Source organism: Microtetraspora niveoalba (assembly GCF_001570405.1).
GTDB lineage: Bacteria > Actinomycetota > Actinomycetes > Streptosporangiales > Streptosporangiaceae > Microtetraspora > Microtetraspora niveoalba.
Map to the genome: position 1 here is coordinate 47283 of NZ_BBYM01000003.1, position 15462 is coordinate 62744.

Consider the following 15462-nt stretch of genomic DNA (forward strand, 5'->3'; position numbering starts at 1 on the left):
GGCCGTCCGTTGTCGTTCCGAATCGACATGATCACTCAGTGCGATGATTTGCGGCCGAGGATGCCGCCCGGGCCGGGCCGCGTCGGTTGCGATTTCCGGAAGCCGTTCAGAACGGATTCGGTGTGCGGCGTGCCGGGGCTTCGCCATGCCGGCTTCTGAAACGCCAAAAAGGCCCGGCTGGCAGCCGGGCCTTTCTGAAACGAGCTAATCGACGAACGAGCCAGCCGATGAACTAGCTGGGCCGGGGCGACTCGGTCGCGCGGGGCAGAGCCGGCGACTCGAACGGCGTCGCGATCGAGCCGGACCAGAGGTTCTTGGCCGCGGAGTAGACGCCGTACAGCTCACCGTCGAAGTACGGCGAGAAGCTGGTGTCGTAACGGTTGTTGCCGTCGGTGTCGGAGACGCCGATGGTGACACCGTTCAGGTAGCCGAGACGGCGGCCGTTGTTGTAGTTCACCAGCCACGCCGAGCCCAGCGAGCCCTCACCGGTGAAGGAGGACTTGGTGCCGACGAGCTCCTCGCCCTTGATGGCCGGGGCCTGGACCGCGAAGGTCTTGCCGTACGTCCACTTGAGGGTCTGGCCCGAGAACGCCTGGTTGCCGTCCGGGTGCTGCCCGCTCGGGTAACCGAACACGAAGACCGGCTTGCCGACCTTCTGGTTGTAGGCGAGACCCTGCCCACCCACGTTGGCGCCCAGAGCACCGGCGTCCTGGAACTTCCAGACGTAGTACCGCTTGCCCTCGTGGCAGTAACGGAACTCCTCGTAGTTCCAACCCTTGAACCACTTCGGGAAGTTGTCGTAGGTCTCCTTGGAGACCTCCTGCCAAGCGCCGGGCACGTCGGAGAACTTCTTGATCCCGTCGTGCGGCATGTTGAGGCCGTTGTAGACCGTGACGAACGCGTAGTCGCGGTCGCCGTCCTCGTACACGTCGTAGTCGTAGTGCGTGAACGCCTGCTTGCCGACGTAGATGCCCCACGGGGTCTTGCCCTGGTAGTAGCCGGGCACGAAGACCCAGTTGTTCATCGTGGCGGCGTTGGACTCGGTGTCGTACACGCAGTGACCCGCGGTCGCGACCAGGTTCTTGTACGCGGACTGCACCGAGGTGGCGGTGCACCAGTGCGGCTTGCCGTCAGCGGCCCGGAAGAACACCTTGCCGGTGGTCTTGGGCAGGTTGACGTTCTTCGACTTGGCAACGGTCTTCTTCTCGTCGCCGATCGCCGGGACGACGCCGGGCTTGCTGTCCGCCGCCGGGCCGCCCTTGGAGACGTGCTTGGCGACGACCTTGGTCTCGACGTTGTACGGCGTGGCGTTGATCAGGTTCGCGCGGTGCTCGGCGAACCAGTAGCCGACGGTGTTCCAGGCCGCCATGCCGTTGGTGGCGAGGGCGTCGCTGGCGACGTCGCCGGCGGCCTGAGCCGGGGCCGCCAGGCCGGAGGCCAGCAGGCCGGCGGTGGCGACGAGGCCACCGAAAGCCACAATGCGCTTCATGGGGGAACTCCTTGGTCTGTCGTGGGACGCCTCTTGCGTCCCATGCGTCAGGAAAGGGATGCAGGAAAGATAGCGCAGTCGATCACCCATAAGAAGGGGATAAAGGGCCTTCTCCGGGAGGTCCGCCGCCTTTCTTTTCGGCTGACACGGGGAAAGAGTCCCTGTGGTCCTTCCGGCGCCGGATGGGTGACGCATTCGCGCAGCTAGTCCCCCTGGAACGCCCTTCTTTCGGGCTTTGTCGTCTCCGCGAACAGAGTTTTGTCAGCATTTCCTGTGAGGCAGATCACAGGATTGTCGGGTCGTTGACCATAAGTGGAAAGGACTGTTATCGGACGGCGTCGCCCAACCGCCGGGCCGGGTTTACTCCCGGCTCCGGAAACTTTTGCGAAAATAAGCGGGAGGAGGCGGGTAGCGCAGTTCCCGGGGGAGGGGTGTTGACTCGATCAGGCCGGCCGAGTTCGGTGACAGGAGCCGTTTCGGGCCCTCCGGGAAAGCGGCTCATCCCGGAAATGTGAAAGGGCCCGGCTGGAGAGCCGGGCCCTTCGATGAAGCAAGGGTGAGAGCAGGGTTTGGACCCCTGCTCTCATTGAATCACCGTGTTTCCGCGAGCGGAGACTAGGCGATCGAGCCGGACCAGAGGTTCTTGGCCGCGGAGTAGACGCCGTACAGCTCACCGTCGAAGTACGGGGAGAAGCTGGTGTCGTAGCGGTTGTTGCTGTCGGTGTCGGAGACGCCGATGGTGACACCGTTGAGGTAGCCGAGGCGGCGGCCGTTGTTGTAGTTCACCAGCCAGGAGGAGCCGAGGGCGCCCTCACCGGTGAAGGAGGACTTGGTGCCGACGAGCTCCTCGCCCTTGATGGCCGGGGCCTGGACCGCAAAGGTCTTGCCGTACGTCCACTTGAGGGTCTTGCCGGAGAACGCCTGGTTGCCGTCCGGGTGCTGGCCGCTCGGGTAGCCGAACACGAAGACCGGCTTGCCGACCTTCTGGTTGTAGGCCAGACCCTGGCCACCGACGTTGGCGCCCAGAGCACCCGCGTCAGCGAACTTGAGGACCTTGTAGACCCACTTGCCGTCCTTCTGGTAGGCGTAGTGGGGAAGGACGTGCTCGTCGTGGTACGCCTTGAAGGTGGCCTCGTCGACCTCCTGGAAGCCGACGTACTGCTCGAGCTCGGCCCACTTCTTGTTCTCGATCAGGTCCCACACGCCGGAGAAGCCGTCGTGCGGCATCTTCAGGCCGTTGTAGACCGTGACGAACGCGTAGTTGCGGTCGGCGTCCTCGTACACGTCGTAGTCGTAGTGCGTGAACGCCTGCTTGCCGACGTAGATGCCCCACGGGGTCTTGCCCTGGTAGTAACCCGGGACGAAGATCCAGTTCTCGAGGGTGGCCTTGTTCGACTCGGTGTCGTAGACGCAGCTACCCGCGGTGGCGACCAGGTTCTTGTAGGTCGACTGGATCGAGGTGGCGGTGCACCAGTGCGGGTTCTTGGCCTTGGGGTACTTGTGACCGCGGGGGCCCTTCACCCACTCGAAACCGTCGGCGAAGAACACCTTGCCCGTGGTCTTGGGCAGGTTGACGTTCTTCGACTTGGCGGCGGCCTTCTTCTCGTCGCCGATCGCCGGCACGACGCCCGGCTTGCTGTCGGCCGCGGGCCCGCCCTTGGAGACGTGCTTCGCGACAACCTTGGTCTCCACGTTGTACGGCGTGGCGTTGATCAGGTTGGCGGCGTTCTCCGCGAACCACAGCGCGGCGATGTTCTTGGCGTTGATGCCGGTGGCGGCCAGCGGCTTGCTGGCGACGTCGCCGGTGGCCTGGGCCGGGGCGGAAAGGCCCGCCGCCAGCAGGCCGGCGGTGGCGACGAGGCCACCGAAGGCGAGAGTGCGCTTCATGGGGAACTCCTTGGGCTGTCGTGGAACGCATCTTGCGTCCCATGCGTCAGTAAAGGGATGGAGGAACCATACAGTCGCCGCAGTCCCCTTAAAACCGGCATAAGTCGTCATTTGTCGGCACGCTGAGTCCCCGCGCGTGAACCTGGTCGCGACGAAGGGGGTGAAGGGGTGGCCATCGCCGCAGCTAGGCGATCACGGGACCTTCTTTCGCGCTGACGTATCTGCCATTCCTCTGGTTCCCCGCCATGGGTTACATGTGACGCGAATCACACATGTTGTGTTCAGGTTGAGCTCTCGCGCCCGCTCCCTTTGACCTTCCCTTGAAGCCCTGTCAAGCCTTCTACCTGCGTGTTTTCGCATGACCCCTGACTTCGATCTGTCATGCGCGCGCGTGGAGCGACGGGGCCGGTACCCCTGTCGTCGAAATTCGCAGAATCGACCTAATCGGACAGCGACGCTTTGTGGACGGCGGAGGTTTACCGGCCAAGTCTATAAATTTAATGAAAAAAGGGCCCGGCTCGGAGCCGGGCCCTTCTCTCGGGCGGGTGTTACGCGATGCTGCCGGACCAGACGTTGGCGGCGGCCTTGTAGATGTCGTAGAGCTCACCGTCGAAGTACGGCGAGACGCTGGTGTCGATCCGGTTGTTGCCGTCGGTGTCCGAGACCCCGCTCGTGACACCGTTCAGGTAGCCGATCCGACGGGCGCTGCTGTAGTTGAGCAGCCACGCCGAGCCCGAGGAGCCCTCGCCGGTGAACGAGGACTTCACGCCCATCAGCTCCTCGCCCTTCACCTCGGGAGCCTTGGCGGCGAACGTCTTGCCGTAGCTCCACTTGAGGGTCTTGCCGGAGAACGCGTAGTTGCCGTCCGGGTGCGACCCGCTGGGGTAGCCGAAGACGTAGACGTTCTTGCCGAGCTTCTGGTTGTAGGCCAGGCCCTGGCCGCCGACGTTGTTGCCGAGGCTGCCGACGTCGGTGAACTTGACGACGTAGTACTTGCCGCCCTTCGACTTGCGGATGTACGGGCTGTACTTGTCGTAGGTGGCCTTGTTGACCTCCTGCCAGTTCCACTCCGCCGCGTTGAACCAGCTCGTGCCCGAACCGGCCTTGATGCCGTTGTAGACGGTCACGAACGCGTAGTCGCGGTCGCCGTCCTCGTACACGTCGAAGTCGTAGTGCGTGAACGCCTGCTTGCCGACGTAGATGCCCCAGGGCGCCTTGCCCTGGTAGTAGCCGGGGATGAATACCCAGCGGTTGAGGGTGGCCTTGTTCGACTCCGTGTCGTACACGCAGTGGCCGGCGGTGGCGACCAGGTTGCGGTACTTCGCCTGGAGGGACGTGGCCGTACACCAGTGCGGCCTGCCGTCGGAGCCGGTGAAGAACACCTTGCCGGTGGTCTTGGGCAGGTTGACGTTCTTGGACGTGCCGGATCCGCCCTTGCCGATCGGCGAGACCGTGCCGGGTCGGCTGTCGGCCGACGGACCGCCCTTGGAGATGTGCTTCGCCACCACCTGCGTCTCGTACGGCGAGGCGTTGACCAGGTTGGCGGCCTTCTGGTTCAGCCAGAAGGCGACGACGTTCTTGGCGGCGATTCCGCTGGAGGCCAGCGGGTCGGTAGCCGTGTCACCAGCGGCCTGAGCGGGTGCCACGAGCGTGCTGCCGATGAGGCCGGCGGCGGCGAGACCCCCGAGAGGGAGGACCAGGCGCTTGACTCGGGTGTTCATTGAGCTCCTTGCGCTGTCGATAGACGCGGGAACGTCACATCTGTCAGTAAAGGGATGGTCAAAACACTACATCCGAGATCTTGCGGCTCCCGGCCGTGTCGGGGATGGTTTCTCGCGCCGAGGCGTCGTGATATTTCCGTGATTTTCCACAACTCCTGTCACTTACGAGATCATTTCGTGATGTATCCGCAGGTGATCGAGTGGTGACGGCACGAGGTTCGGGCCCCTCCCGCAAGATCATGTAGACGTCGAGTGTGATGCAAATCACACATCACGTGCGGCACCGTTCCGTTCATGATCACGTCTAATTTGCCCGGAAAGGAAGGAATTTCTATCCGGCGGGTTCCGGTCCTCTCGACTCGGGGGATCGGGGCGGGCCGAGAAGGGCGCCCGCGGTTGTCGCCGTCTGGCGGGGGCTTCCACGGACACTCCCGGGACCCGCGCGAGGGCCGGCTCCCCTTCGATCTCTGGAGCGCCGGATGCGGCCACGAGGTGGCCTGGCGAGGCTCGCGCGCAGACGCGGTACCGCGGTGGCGGTGCCTCCGCGCGAGCTACGAGGTGGCCTGGCGGGCGGCCTGTAGGTAGACGCGCTGCGTGACCGTGTTGAAGTAGGGCGTCGAGACCGCGTCGAGCTGGCCGTCGCCGTTCAGGTTCCAGGTCAGGCTCGTCACGCCGTTGATCCAGCCGGTGCGCTTGACGCTGTCGTAGCCGATCACCCACGGGCCGCCGCTCGCGCCCGAGGTGAAGTTGCAGCCGGCCAGCCGCACGCCGTGCTCGAGCTGCCAGGTGGGCGCGCTGACCGTCTTCTTCTCGGTCGTGTTCGAGCAGGTCTTGACGTCCTGGCCGGTGTACGGCCGGCTCCCGTCAGGGTGGGCGCCCGCGGGGTAGCCGAAAACCTGCACCTTCCGCCCGGTGGGCTTGTTCCAGGCGAAGTGGAACGCGCCGACCCGGTCCTCGAGGAGCCCGACGCTGACCGAGCGGTACTTCACCGTGCCCGCGTCGGTGTACGGCTGCCACGTGAATCCCGGGTAGACCGTGACGAACGCGTAGTCGCGGTCGAAGTCGCCCTGTCCCTGGAAATCCTGCTGCATGTAGAGCGTGTGCCCCACGAAGATGCCCGCGCTCGTGGCCCCGTTCGCGTACGACGGGATGAAGATCCAATTCTCGACCGGCTTGTCCCTGCCGAGAGAGTAGGCGCAGTGCCCGGCCGTCGCGACGAGGTTCTTGTGCGCCGAGTGCACCGCGGAGGCGGAGCACCAGTACTCCTTGTCGTCGACCTTGAAGAAGACCTTGCCCACCATGGGCGGCGTGTCGGGCGAGGGGGCGCTCGCCGAGGCGCCGAGGGGGAGCGTCGCGCTCCCGATCTCGGCCGACGACGTGGTCGCCGAGGTCGAGGGCGAGGGCTTGGTCTTCGGCTCGTAGCTGCTCGCCCGCTTCAGCCGATCGGGACTCCAGTACGACGCCACCCTGCGCATGTCCGCCTGCGTCGCGGCCAGGGCGTAGGAGCTGACGTCGCCCTTCAGGGTCTTCGGGGGAACGCCGGCGGTCACCGCCGCGGCCGGCGCGGCGGGCAGCGGAACAGAGAGCACGGCGACCGCGCTCGCCGCGGCAAGGCCGCCGACGAGGCCGTGTGTGAGTCGCCGAAGCACCGGTCTACCTTCCTTCATGGGTGGTAAGGGGTGATTTTTCCAGATCAACTCGAAATACGCGAAGCTTCGTGACCGGCTCGTTATGAAACTGGTGGAACCGCCGGGACCTTGGAGACGTCAGATTTCCCCAACGCCGCGGAGTGGCCGCTTGATCGGAGGGGGTCGCCCGGCCAGGCTGTCTTCAGCCGAATCGGGGGATTGATATGAGGCCACTTCTTGCAGTTCTCGCCTTCACGGCGATCGCGATCAGCCCGGCGGGCACGGCCGTCGCCGCCACCGTCCCGCCGCCGTGGGAGCCGGACGTCAACGTCGACGTGCCGGTCACCAGGATCCACCCTATGAAGGCGCGCACCAGGTCGCTGGTGGTGACCGTGGCCAAGGGCGATGCCGGGACGCAGCCCCAGCGCTTCGCGCTGCTGAGCTGCTCCTCGGGTCGGGGCACGCATCCGGCGCCCACCAAGGCCTGTCCGATGCTGGAGAAGGTCGGCGGGGACCCCGCGAAGCTTACGCCCGATCCGGCCGTCGCCTGCCCGATGCTCTTCGAGCCGATCACGGTGTCGGCCTCCGGAATCTGGGACGACGCCTACATCAGGTTCGAGCGCACGTACGGCAACGCCTGCCAGCTCCGCGCGATGACAGGTGCCATCTTCGCCTTCTGAGCGAGCCGCTGTACGTGAAAAGGGGCCCGGCGCCGCCCGCCGGGCCCCTTTGCCGTGCCGGAAAACATCTGATTCGGCCGGTTCTCGGGTTCCCTTCCAATCATCGGGTCGGGCCGGGCGTCGCCCATCCGTGGTCGATCCTGCCCGCTGTCTCTTTGAACGACATGGTCCCGGCAGATATTCGTCATGTTTCGGACAGGCTTTCGAAATCACTTGAGATCTCGTGACGATACGATTACCTTCCGTGTTGACATTTAAATGTCGGCCGAGGACGCTGGAGTCATGCGGAGAACCACGGTGCGCATCGACGAGGCACTTCTCAACGAGGCGAAGGCGTTCGCGGCCAGGAACGGCAGGACTCTCAACTCGGTGATGGAGGAGGCCTTGCGCCAACTGATGAACCGTTCGGAGCGGATCGCGGAGAGGCCCCGCGTGGAGCTTCCGGCCTTCGGCGGTGAGCCGGGATACGCGCCGCGGATGCAGGTGGCCCTCGGCATGGGACACACTTTCGACGAGGCCGTCGACGATCTCTGGCTGGAGGAGCAACTCGAGACCCTGGAAGGGATCCGGCGCGATGATGCTCGTTGACACGAATGTGTACGTCAACGCCTTCCGGTCCGAGAACGATCGACACAAGGAATATCGAGCGTGGCTGGACGACGTCATCAACGGTTTCCAGGCGTACGCGGTGGCGGATTTCGTGATCAACGGGTTTCTCCGCGTGGTGACGAATCCGCGCGCGTACAAGGAGCCCGCGCCGATTGACACGGCTCTGGAGTTCGCCGACCACGTTCGGAACCAGCCCCACGCCATCGTCGTGGCCCCGGGTGAGAGGCACTGGCAGATCTTCTCGGCGCTGTGTGAGGGCGCAGGGGCGGTCGGCAAGTTGGTTCCCGATGCCTATCTGGCCGCGTTGGCGATCGAGCATGGATGCGAGTTCGTCACCTGTGACGGCGACTTCGGGAAGTTCCCCGGCCTGAGGTGGCGGCATCCGTTGAAGTGAGGGCCGGTCCCCGGCCCTGATCATGTACGGCGGGAGGCGGGATCCGGCGGCCTTCATGGGACGGTGCGGACATCGGCGGCGGCGCCCTCGCGACGCTCCGCGAGAGCCGTACGTGATCTTGATGGGCGGGCGGAGTAATGTTCGGGCATGTTCGCCGTAACCGCCACTCAGACCGATCCTGACAACCCTCTCAAGGGGCTGACGCTCGGGGAGCGCCCTGATCCCACGGTTCCCGACGGCTGGACCACGGTCACCGTCAAGGCCGCAGCCCTCAACCATCACGACCTGTGGACGCTCAAGGGTGTCGGCATCCGTCAGGACCGGCTGCCCATCATCCTCGGCTGCGACGCCGCGGGCCTGGACGAGAACGGCAACGAGGTCATCGTCCACTCGGTGATCGGCACCCCCGTGAACGGAGACGAGACGCTCGATCCTCGGCGTTCGCTGCTCTCAGAGGTTCACGACGGCACCTTCGCCGAGAAGGTGACCGTCCCCAAGGGGAACCTCGTGCCCAAGCCGGCGGCGATCTCCTTCGAGGAGGCCGCCTGCCTGCCCACCGCGTGGCTGACGGCCTATCGGATGCTGTTCGACAAGGCCGGGCTGCAGCCGGGATCGACGGTGCTGGTCCAGGGCGCGGGCGGCGGCGTGGCGACCGCGCTCATCGCACTGGGGCGGGCCGGCGGCTTCCGGGTCTGGGCCACGAGCCGGTCGGAAGAGAAGCGGGCCCGGGCCCTCGAACTCGGGGCGGACCGGGTCTTCGAAAGCGGGGCCCGGTTGCCCGAGCGGGTCGACGCGGTGATGGAGAGCGTCGGCGCCGCGACGTGGGACCATTCGCTGAGCTCGCTGCGTCCCGGCGGCCGCATCGTCGTCTGCGGCGCGACCAGCGGCATGGTCGCCCCCACGCAGCTCGCCCAGGTGTTCTTCCTGCAGCGCTCCATCGTCGGCTCCACCATGGGGACCAGGGAGCAGCTCGCCAGGCTGGCCGTCTTCCTGGAGCAGACCGGTGCCCGTCCGGTCATCGATCGGGTGCTCCCGCTCACCCAGGCGGAGGAGGGGTTCGCCGCCATGCACGACGGCGGCGTCTTCGGAAAGATCGTCTTCACGTTGTGATCTCTCCGGCCCGTCGACGCGTGGTCCGTCCGGCCGCGCTGTCCCAGAGCGCTCCGGTTGTGATTCGCGGGAGCGCGACCCACCCGGCTGTGATGCGCTGACGTGTGGCCGGGGTGACCGTGGTTCGCCCGGATCTGAGCCGTCCGGCGAGGAGAGCCGTTCCCGGGGACGGGATGCGGCGGAGTCGGTTCGGTCGCCTCCGCTCTCGGGAACGCCCCGCCTCCGGTCCGTCGCGTACGGCGGGCCGGGCGGGCGGCCGGGAGCGGAGCCGTTCGCCCGAGCGCTGAGCGCGCCCGCCGGGGGGTGCGCGGGCAGGAACGGGTTGCGCCAGCCGTACATGGCGCCGTCAGGGGCGGAGCGTGTCGCGGATGCGGGCGGCGGCCTCGTCCAGGATGGACCGGCATTCCTCCAGAGCGTGCGCGGTGACCTCGCCCTGCTGGGCCGCCTCGCGCTGGACCCGCGCGACGAAATCGGCCAGCATCTGCCCGAACTCGGCGTCCGCCCGGCCGTGGGACGGGGGCGGACCGGACAGTGCCCAGGTCTCCGCCCAGATGCGGTCCCATTCGCGCTGCCAGCGTTCGGCCTCGACCCGCCACTGCTGCTTGTGGCGCTTCCACTCCTCCTTCTGCTGGCGCCACTCCTCCCGCTGCTGCTGGCGCTGGCGCCTCCACTCGTCCTTCTGGTCCTGCCGGGCCTCGCGGCTCTCCCGCTTGCCGGCCTGGTTGATGTCCTTGGCCATCTGGGTGAGCTCCTGCCGCAGTGAGCGCACCGTCTGCCGGACGTCCTCCTTGACCTCACGGGCGATGTCCTGGACCGAGGCGGTGATCTCCTGCTCCAGCTCGGCCAGCTCGTCCAGGCGGTTGTTCAGCTCCTCCCGGCCCTTGTCGGTGAGGGTGAAGACCTTCTTGCCGTCCACCACCTCGTGGGTGACGAGGCCCTCCTCCTCCAGCCGGGCGAGCCGGGGGTAGATCGTGCCCGGCGACGGCGAGTACACGCCGAGGAACCGGTCCTGGAGCAACCGGATCACCTCGTAGCCGTGCCGAGGGCTCTCTTCGAGCAGCTTGAGCAGGTACAGCCGAAGCCGGCCGTGCCCGAAGACGGGACTCATGCCCACTCTCCGTTTCGATGGTTCGCGGATTCCTTGCTGAGCAGTGTGACGTCGGCGGAGATCGTGGTGGCGGTGACCGAGGCCATGCCGCCGCCGATCCGACCCGTGAGCGTCTTCGCGGCCGGCCGGTTGTTGCTCGCCAGGCCGGGGAAGGCCGCGTGGAGGTCGCCGGAGGCGGAGCGGAGCGACACGTCGGTGTCGACCGTGCGCGGGAGCCGTACGACGATGTCGCCGGACACGCTGTTCAGCGTGACGTGGCCGGTGGGGGCGAGCTCCAGATCGGCGGTGATCCGGCCGGAGACCGTGTTGGCCCGCAGCCGGTGCGGCGCGCCTCCGGCCACGGTCAGCTCGCCGGAGACACTCGTGAAGGACAGGTCGCCGGCGAGGCCGCGGCTCTCCACCGAACCCGATACCGTCTCGGCGCTCACGTCGCCGGTCACACCGTCCAGGACGATCTCGCCGGACACGCTCTTGACGCTGGTGCGGCCCTCGAAGCCGGCCACCACGGCGGACGCCGAGATCACGCCGACCTGTACCGGGCAGTCCTTCGGAACGGTCAGGGTGGCGGTGACCACCCGGTTGCCCGGACGCAGCCAGCCGAGGATGCCGTCCCAGGTGAGGTCCTTGTACGCCACGGTGAGCCGGCCGTCCTCGTCGTGGGTGACCACGAGCGGCGGGCTGCAACCGTCGGCGACGTCGAGGGTGGCCGGACCGTCGCTGGCGAGCACGGCCAGCCGTCCGGCCACGATGCGTACGCTCAGCAGCGACACGGGCCCGAATGTGAGCTGACCGGGTTTCTCGATGGTCCATTGGGACATGGCTCGCCCTTTCGATGCGACGCTTCGGCGGCTCCCGTGTGTCCGGAACCAACCCTCACAAGACACGATATGTCGTGTCTGTGGAAAGTCAAGATGTATCGCGTCTCCGGGCCTTCGTCCGCGCCGGATTCCGCCCGCCCGGGCCCGGTGCGCTGGGAGGCGGAATCCGGCCTGGACCGTGAGTCCCAAGCGCGCCCGCGCCCGCGAGACCCCGGCGCGGCACGCCCGCCTCCCTCACCGCTTTCGGCCCGGTCCGCGGCGGGACCGGGCGGACGGCGCTCCGCGCGTTATTCGTCCTCGTCGTCGAGGCGGGCGAGCCAGGTGGCCAGGCGCTCGATCGGGATCTCGAACTCCGGATTGAGATCGACGAACTCGCGCAGCCGCTCGGCCAGCCAGACGACGCTGACCTCCTCGTCGCCGCGCCGGTCGGTGAGCTCTTCGATGCCCCTGTCCGTGAAGTACATGTGCCTTGCTCCTCGCGATCGTCTCCATAAAGGGGAAGTCCCCCGCGGACCGGCCGTGGGGGACTTCTCTGGGTGTGCCTCGGGCCCGGGGACCCGACCGGTCAGCCGAAGATCTCCTTGGTGATCGCCTCCAGCTCGGCGTCGTGCGCCGAGTGGGAGCCGGTCGCCGGCGACGAGTTCGCCGGGCGGGAGACCCGGCGCAGCCGCCGCTCGCCGAACAGCTCGGGCCGCTCGGCCATCTTCAGCGTGAGGTACGGCCACGGGCCCATGTTGACCGGCTCGTCCTGGGCCCAGATCAGCTCGGCGTCACCGGAGTAGCGCGCGAGCTCCGCCTTCAGCGGGTTCTCCGGGAACGGGAAGAGCCGCTCGATGCGGACGATCGCGACGTCGGTCCTGCCCGACTTCTCCCGCGCGTTGACCAGGTCGTAGTAGACCTTGCCGGAGCACAGGACCACCCGGGTGACCGCGGCCGGGTCCACCGTCGTGTCCCCGATGACCGGCCGGAACGAGCCGGAGGTGAACTCGGACGTCGCCGAGGCCGCGCCCTTGTGACGGAGCAGCGACTTGGGCGTGAACACGACCAGCGGCCTGCGCCGGTTGGACAGGACCTGCCAGCGCAGCAGGTGGAAGTAGTTCGCCGAGGTGGTCGGCTGGGCGACGGTCATGTTGTCCATCGCGCAGAGCTGCAGGTAGCGCTCGATGCGGGCCGAGGAGTGGTCCGGCCCCTGGCCCTCGTAGCCGTGCGGCAGCAGCAGCACGACCGACGACCGCTGGCCCCACTTCTGCTCACCGGACGAGATGAACTCGTCGATGATCGACTGGGCGCCGTTGGCGAAGTCGCCGAACTGCGCCTCCCAGGCGACCAGGGCGTCGGGGCGCACCACGCTGTAGCCGTACTCGAAGCCCATCGCGGCGAACTCGCTCAGCAGCGAGTCGTAGACGTAGAACTTCGTCGTGCCGTGGTTGAACGCCTTCAGCGGGGTGTGGTCCTCGCCGGTGACCCGGTCGACCAGGACGGCGTGCCGCTGGCCGAACGTGCCGCGGCGGGAGTCCTGCCCGACGAGGCGGACGGGGTGGCCGTCGATCAGCAGGCCGCCGAAGGCGAGCGCCTCGCCGGTCGCCCAGTCGACCGCGTCGTCGGTGACCATGGTGCCGCGGCGCTGCAGGATCGGCGCCAGGCGCGGGTGCACCGTGAAGCCCTCGGGCAGGTTGAGCTGGGTCTCGATGACCCGCTTGACCGTCTCCTCGGAGATCGCGGTCTCGGTGTCCTCGTGCGACCACGGGATGACCTCGTCCGCCGGCGGCTTGACGACCGCACCCGGCTCCAGCGGCTTCTTGGCCGCCTCGCGGGTCTCGGTGAACGCCCGCTCCAACTGGTCCTGGTAGTCGCGCAGCGCCTGCTCGGCCTCCTCGACCGTGATGTCGCCGCGGCCGATCAGGGCCTCGGTGTAGAGCTTACGGGTGGACCGCTTGGCGTCGATCAGGTCGTACATGAGCGGCTGGGTGAACGAGGGGTTGTCCGTCTCGTTGTGCCCGCGGCGCCGGTAGCAGACCATGTCGATGACGACGTCCTTGCGGAACGCCTGGCGGTACTCGTACGCGAGCCGGCCGACCCGGACGACGGCCTCGGGGTCGTCGCCGTTGACATGGAAGATCGGCGCCTGGATCATCCGCGCGACGTCCGTGGCGTACACCGAGGACCGCGAGCTGGCCGGGCTGGTGGTGAAGCCGACCTGGTTGTTGACCACGATGTGGACGGTGCCGCCGGTGCGGTAGCCGCGGAGCTGCGACAGGTGCAGCGTCTCGGCGACCACGCCCTGGCCCGCGAACGCCGCGTCGCCGTGCACGAGCACCGGCAGGACGGTGAAGCCCTCCTCGCCGCGCTCCAGCAGGTCCTGCTTGGCGCGGACGACGCCTTCGAGGACCGGGTCGACGGCCTCCAGGTGCGACGGGTTGGCCACGACGGAGGCGGTGATCTTGCTGCCGTCGGGGGCGACGAAGTCGCCGGTCGCGCCGAGGTGGTACTTCACGTCGCCGGAGCCGTGCGCGCTGCGCGGGTCGATGTTGCCCTCGAACTCGCCGAACACCTGGGCGTAGGACTTGCCCACGATGTTGGCCAGCACGTTGAGGCGGCCGCGGTGCGCCATGCCGATGACGACCTCGTCCAGGTCCTCGGCCGAGGCGGCGCTGATCACCGAGTCGAGCAGCGGGATCAGCGACTCGCCGCCCTCCAGCGAGAAGCGCTTCTGGCCGACGTACTTGGTCTGCAGGAACGTCTCGAACGCCTCGGCGGTGTTGAGCCGGCGCAGGATGTGGAGCTGCTCGTCGCGGCTCGGCTTGGCGTGCGGCTTCTCGATCCGCGCCTGGATCCAGGCCCGCTCCTCGGGGTCCTGGATGTGCATGTACTCGATGCCGACGGTGCGACAGTAGGTGTCGCGCAGCACGCCGAGGATGTCGCGCAGCTTCATCAGCGGCTTGCCGCCGAAGCCGCCGGTGGCGAACTCGCGCTCGAGGTCCCACAGGGTCAGCCCGTGCGACTTGATGTCGAGGTCCGGGTGCTTGCGCTGGCGGTACTCCAGCGGGTCGGTGGCCGCCATGAGGTGGCCGCGCACCCGGTACGCGTGGATGAGCTCCAGGACGCGGGCGGACTTGGCGACGTCGTCGTCGTGCGTCGCGGAGATGTCCTGCACCCAGCGGACCGGCTCGTACGGGATCTGCAGCGACTCGAAGATGGCGTCGTAGAAGCCGTCCTCGCCCAGCAGGAGCTGGTGGATCCGGCGCAGGAAGTCACCCGACTGCGCGCCCTGGATGATCCGGTGGTCGTACGTCGAGGTGAGCGTCATCACCTTGCTGATCGCGAGGCGGCAGAGCGTGTCGACCGACGCGCCCTGGTACTCCGCCGGGTACTCCATCGCGCCGACGCCGATGATCGTTCCCTGACCGGGCATCAGACGGGGCACGGAGTGGACCGTGCCGATCGTGCCGGGGTTCGTCAGGGAGATCGTGGTGCCCTGGAAGTCGTCCACGCCCAGCTTGCCGGCGCGCGCCTTGCGGACCACGTCCTCGTACGCGACCCAGAACTGGCGGAAGTCGAGCGTCTCGGCCGCCTTGATCGACGGGACGAGGAGCTGGCGGGTGCCGTCGGCCTTCTGCACGTCGATGGCGAGGCCGAGACCCACGTGCTCGGGCTTGACGAGGGCCGGCTTGCCGTCCACCTCGGTGTAGGAGTAGTTCATCTCCGGCATCGCCTTCAGCGCCTGGACGACCGCGAAGCCGATCAGGTGGGTGAAGGAGATCTTGCCGCCACGCCCGCGCTGGAGGTGGTTGTTGATCACGATGCGGTTGTCGATCAGCAGCTTCGCCGGGACGGCGCGCACGCTCGTCGCCGTCGGCATGGAGAGCGACGCCTCCATGTTGAGCGCCGTGCGGGCCGCGGCGCCGCGCATCTTCTCCTCGCTCGCACCGGCCGGGACGGGTGCGGGGGCCGGGGCCTTCTTCTCCGGCTTCTCGGCCTTGGCCGGCGGAGCAGCGGGGGCCGGCGGAGCGGCGGGGGC

12 protein-coding genes are annotated in these 15462 nt (G+C 67.5%); 4 read left to right on the top strand and 8 right to left on the bottom strand.

The genetic code is table 11. From position 1 onward, the window contains the following. Positions 1 to 232 precede the first annotated feature (232 nt). The 4 genes from AWQ70_RS01705 to AWQ70_RS01720 form a co-directional block, all read right to left on the bottom strand. Positions 233 to 1489, bottom strand: a complete 1257-nt coding sequence (locus AWQ70_RS01705; protein ID WP_067169156.1) for a trypsin-like serine peptidase — start codon at positions 1487 to 1489, stop codon at positions 233 to 235. Positions 1490 to 2104: 615 nt separating this feature from the next. Then, positions 2105 to 3376 carry a trypsin-like serine peptidase gene (locus AWQ70_RS01710; RefSeq protein WP_067169159.1) on the bottom strand — a complete coding sequence of 424 codons (1272 nt, stop codon included), beginning with the start codon at positions 3374 to 3376 and terminating at the stop codon, positions 2105 to 2107. A gap of 548 nt (positions 3377 to 3924) precedes the next feature. Continuing rightward, on the bottom strand, positions 3925 to 5097 hold the full coding sequence (locus tag AWQ70_RS01715) for a trypsin-like serine peptidase (RefSeq protein ID WP_067169162.1): 1173 nt from the start codon (positions 5095 to 5097) through the stop codon (positions 3925 to 3927). Positions 5098 to 5648: 551 nt separating this feature from the next. After that, positions 5649 to 6746 (bottom strand): trypsin-like serine peptidase, encoded by a 1098-nt coding sequence (locus tag AWQ70_RS01720; RefSeq protein ID WP_067169166.1) that lies wholly within the window; start codon positions 6744 to 6746, stop codon positions 5649 to 5651. 203 nt (positions 6747 to 6949) lie between these two features. On the opposite strand from AWQ70_RS01720, the gene AWQ70_RS01725 reads away from it, so the two are divergent. The 4 genes from AWQ70_RS01725 (at position 6950) to AWQ70_RS01740 (ending at position 9518) form a co-directional block, all read left to right on the top strand. Then, complete coding sequence (locus AWQ70_RS01725; protein WP_084516430.1) at positions 6950 to 7405, top strand: SSI family serine proteinase inhibitor; 456 nt, start codon at positions 6950 to 6952, stop codon at positions 7403 to 7405. 297 nt (positions 7406 to 7702) lie between these two features. Further along, on the top strand, positions 7703 to 7993 hold the full coding sequence (locus tag AWQ70_RS01730; protein WP_157529842.1) for a hypothetical protein: 291 nt from the start codon (positions 7703 to 7705) through the stop codon (positions 7991 to 7993). A 7-nt stretch (positions 7994 to 8000) separates the two neighbouring features. Then, positions 8001 to 8408: a type II toxin-antitoxin system VapC family toxin gene (locus tag AWQ70_RS01735; protein WP_218004375.1), complete on the top strand. Its 408-nt coding sequence runs from the start codon at positions 8001 to 8003 to the stop codon at positions 8406 to 8408. A 147-nt stretch (positions 8409 to 8555) separates the two neighbouring features. Then, the gene (locus AWQ70_RS01740; protein WP_067169175.1) at positions 8556 to 9518 is read left to right on the top strand and encodes a zinc-binding dehydrogenase; all 963 of its coding nucleotides are present in this window, start codon (positions 8556 to 8558) and stop codon (positions 9516 to 9518) included. A gap of 346 nt (positions 9519 to 9864) precedes the next feature. Here the strand turns inward: AWQ70_RS01740 and AWQ70_RS01745 are convergent, their stop codons facing one another. The 4 genes from AWQ70_RS01745 to AWQ70_RS01755 form a co-directional block, all read right to left on the bottom strand. Next, entirely contained in the window at positions 9865 to 10626 is a 762-nt protein-coding gene (locus AWQ70_RS01745; RefSeq protein ID WP_067169684.1) for a PadR family transcriptional regulator, read from the bottom strand. Next, positions 10623 to 11396: a DUF4097 family beta strand repeat-containing protein gene (locus AWQ70_RS01750; RefSeq protein ID WP_245646642.1), complete on the bottom strand. Its 774-nt coding sequence runs from the start codon at positions 11394 to 11396 to the stop codon at positions 10623 to 10625. The genes AWQ70_RS01745 and AWQ70_RS01750 overlap by 4 nt, the downstream gene beginning before the upstream one ends. A gap of 335 nt (positions 11397 to 11731) precedes the next feature. Beyond that, the gene (locus AWQ70_RS39730; protein ID WP_169808608.1) at positions 11732 to 11908 is read right to left on the bottom strand and encodes a DUF6104 family protein; all 177 of its coding nucleotides are present in this window, start codon (positions 11906 to 11908) and stop codon (positions 11732 to 11734) included. A gap of 101 nt (positions 11909 to 12009) precedes the next feature. After that, positions 12010 to 15462, bottom strand: a 3453-nt coding sequence (locus tag AWQ70_RS01755; RefSeq protein ID WP_067169183.1) for a multifunctional oxoglutarate decarboxylase/oxoglutarate dehydrogenase thiamine pyrophosphate-binding subunit/dihydrolipoyllysine-residue succinyltransferase subunit, incomplete at its 5' end; no start/stop codon positions are given.

Bases quoted from the DNA above. Each gene is read 5' to 3' on its own strand.
- AWQ70_RS01745 (WP_067169684.1), bottom strand. From the start codon at position 10,626: ATGAGTCCCGTCTTCGGGCACGGCCGGCTTCGGCTGTACCTGCTCAAG.
- AWQ70_RS01725 (WP_084516430.1), top strand. From the start codon at position 6,950: ATGAGGCCACTTCTTGCAGTTCTCGCCTTCACGGCGATCGCGATCAGC.
- AWQ70_RS01705 (WP_067169156.1), bottom strand. From the start codon at position 1,489: ATGAAGCGCATTGTGGCTTTCGGTGGCCTCGTCGCCACCGCCGGCCTG.
- AWQ70_RS01715 (WP_067169162.1), bottom strand. From the start codon at position 5,097: ATGAACACCCGAGTCAAGCGCCTGGTCCTCCCTCTCGGGGGTCTCGCC.
- AWQ70_RS39730 (WP_169808608.1), bottom strand. From the start codon at position 11,908: ATGTACTTCACGGACAGGGGCATCGAAGAGCTCACCGACCGGCGCGGC.
- AWQ70_RS01710 (WP_067169159.1), bottom strand. From the start codon at position 3,376: ATGAAGCGCACTCTCGCCTTCGGTGGCCTCGTCGCCACCGCCGGCCTG.
- AWQ70_RS01740 (WP_067169175.1), top strand. From the start codon at position 8,556: ATGTTCGCCGTAACCGCCACTCAGACCGATCCTGACAACCCTCTCAAG.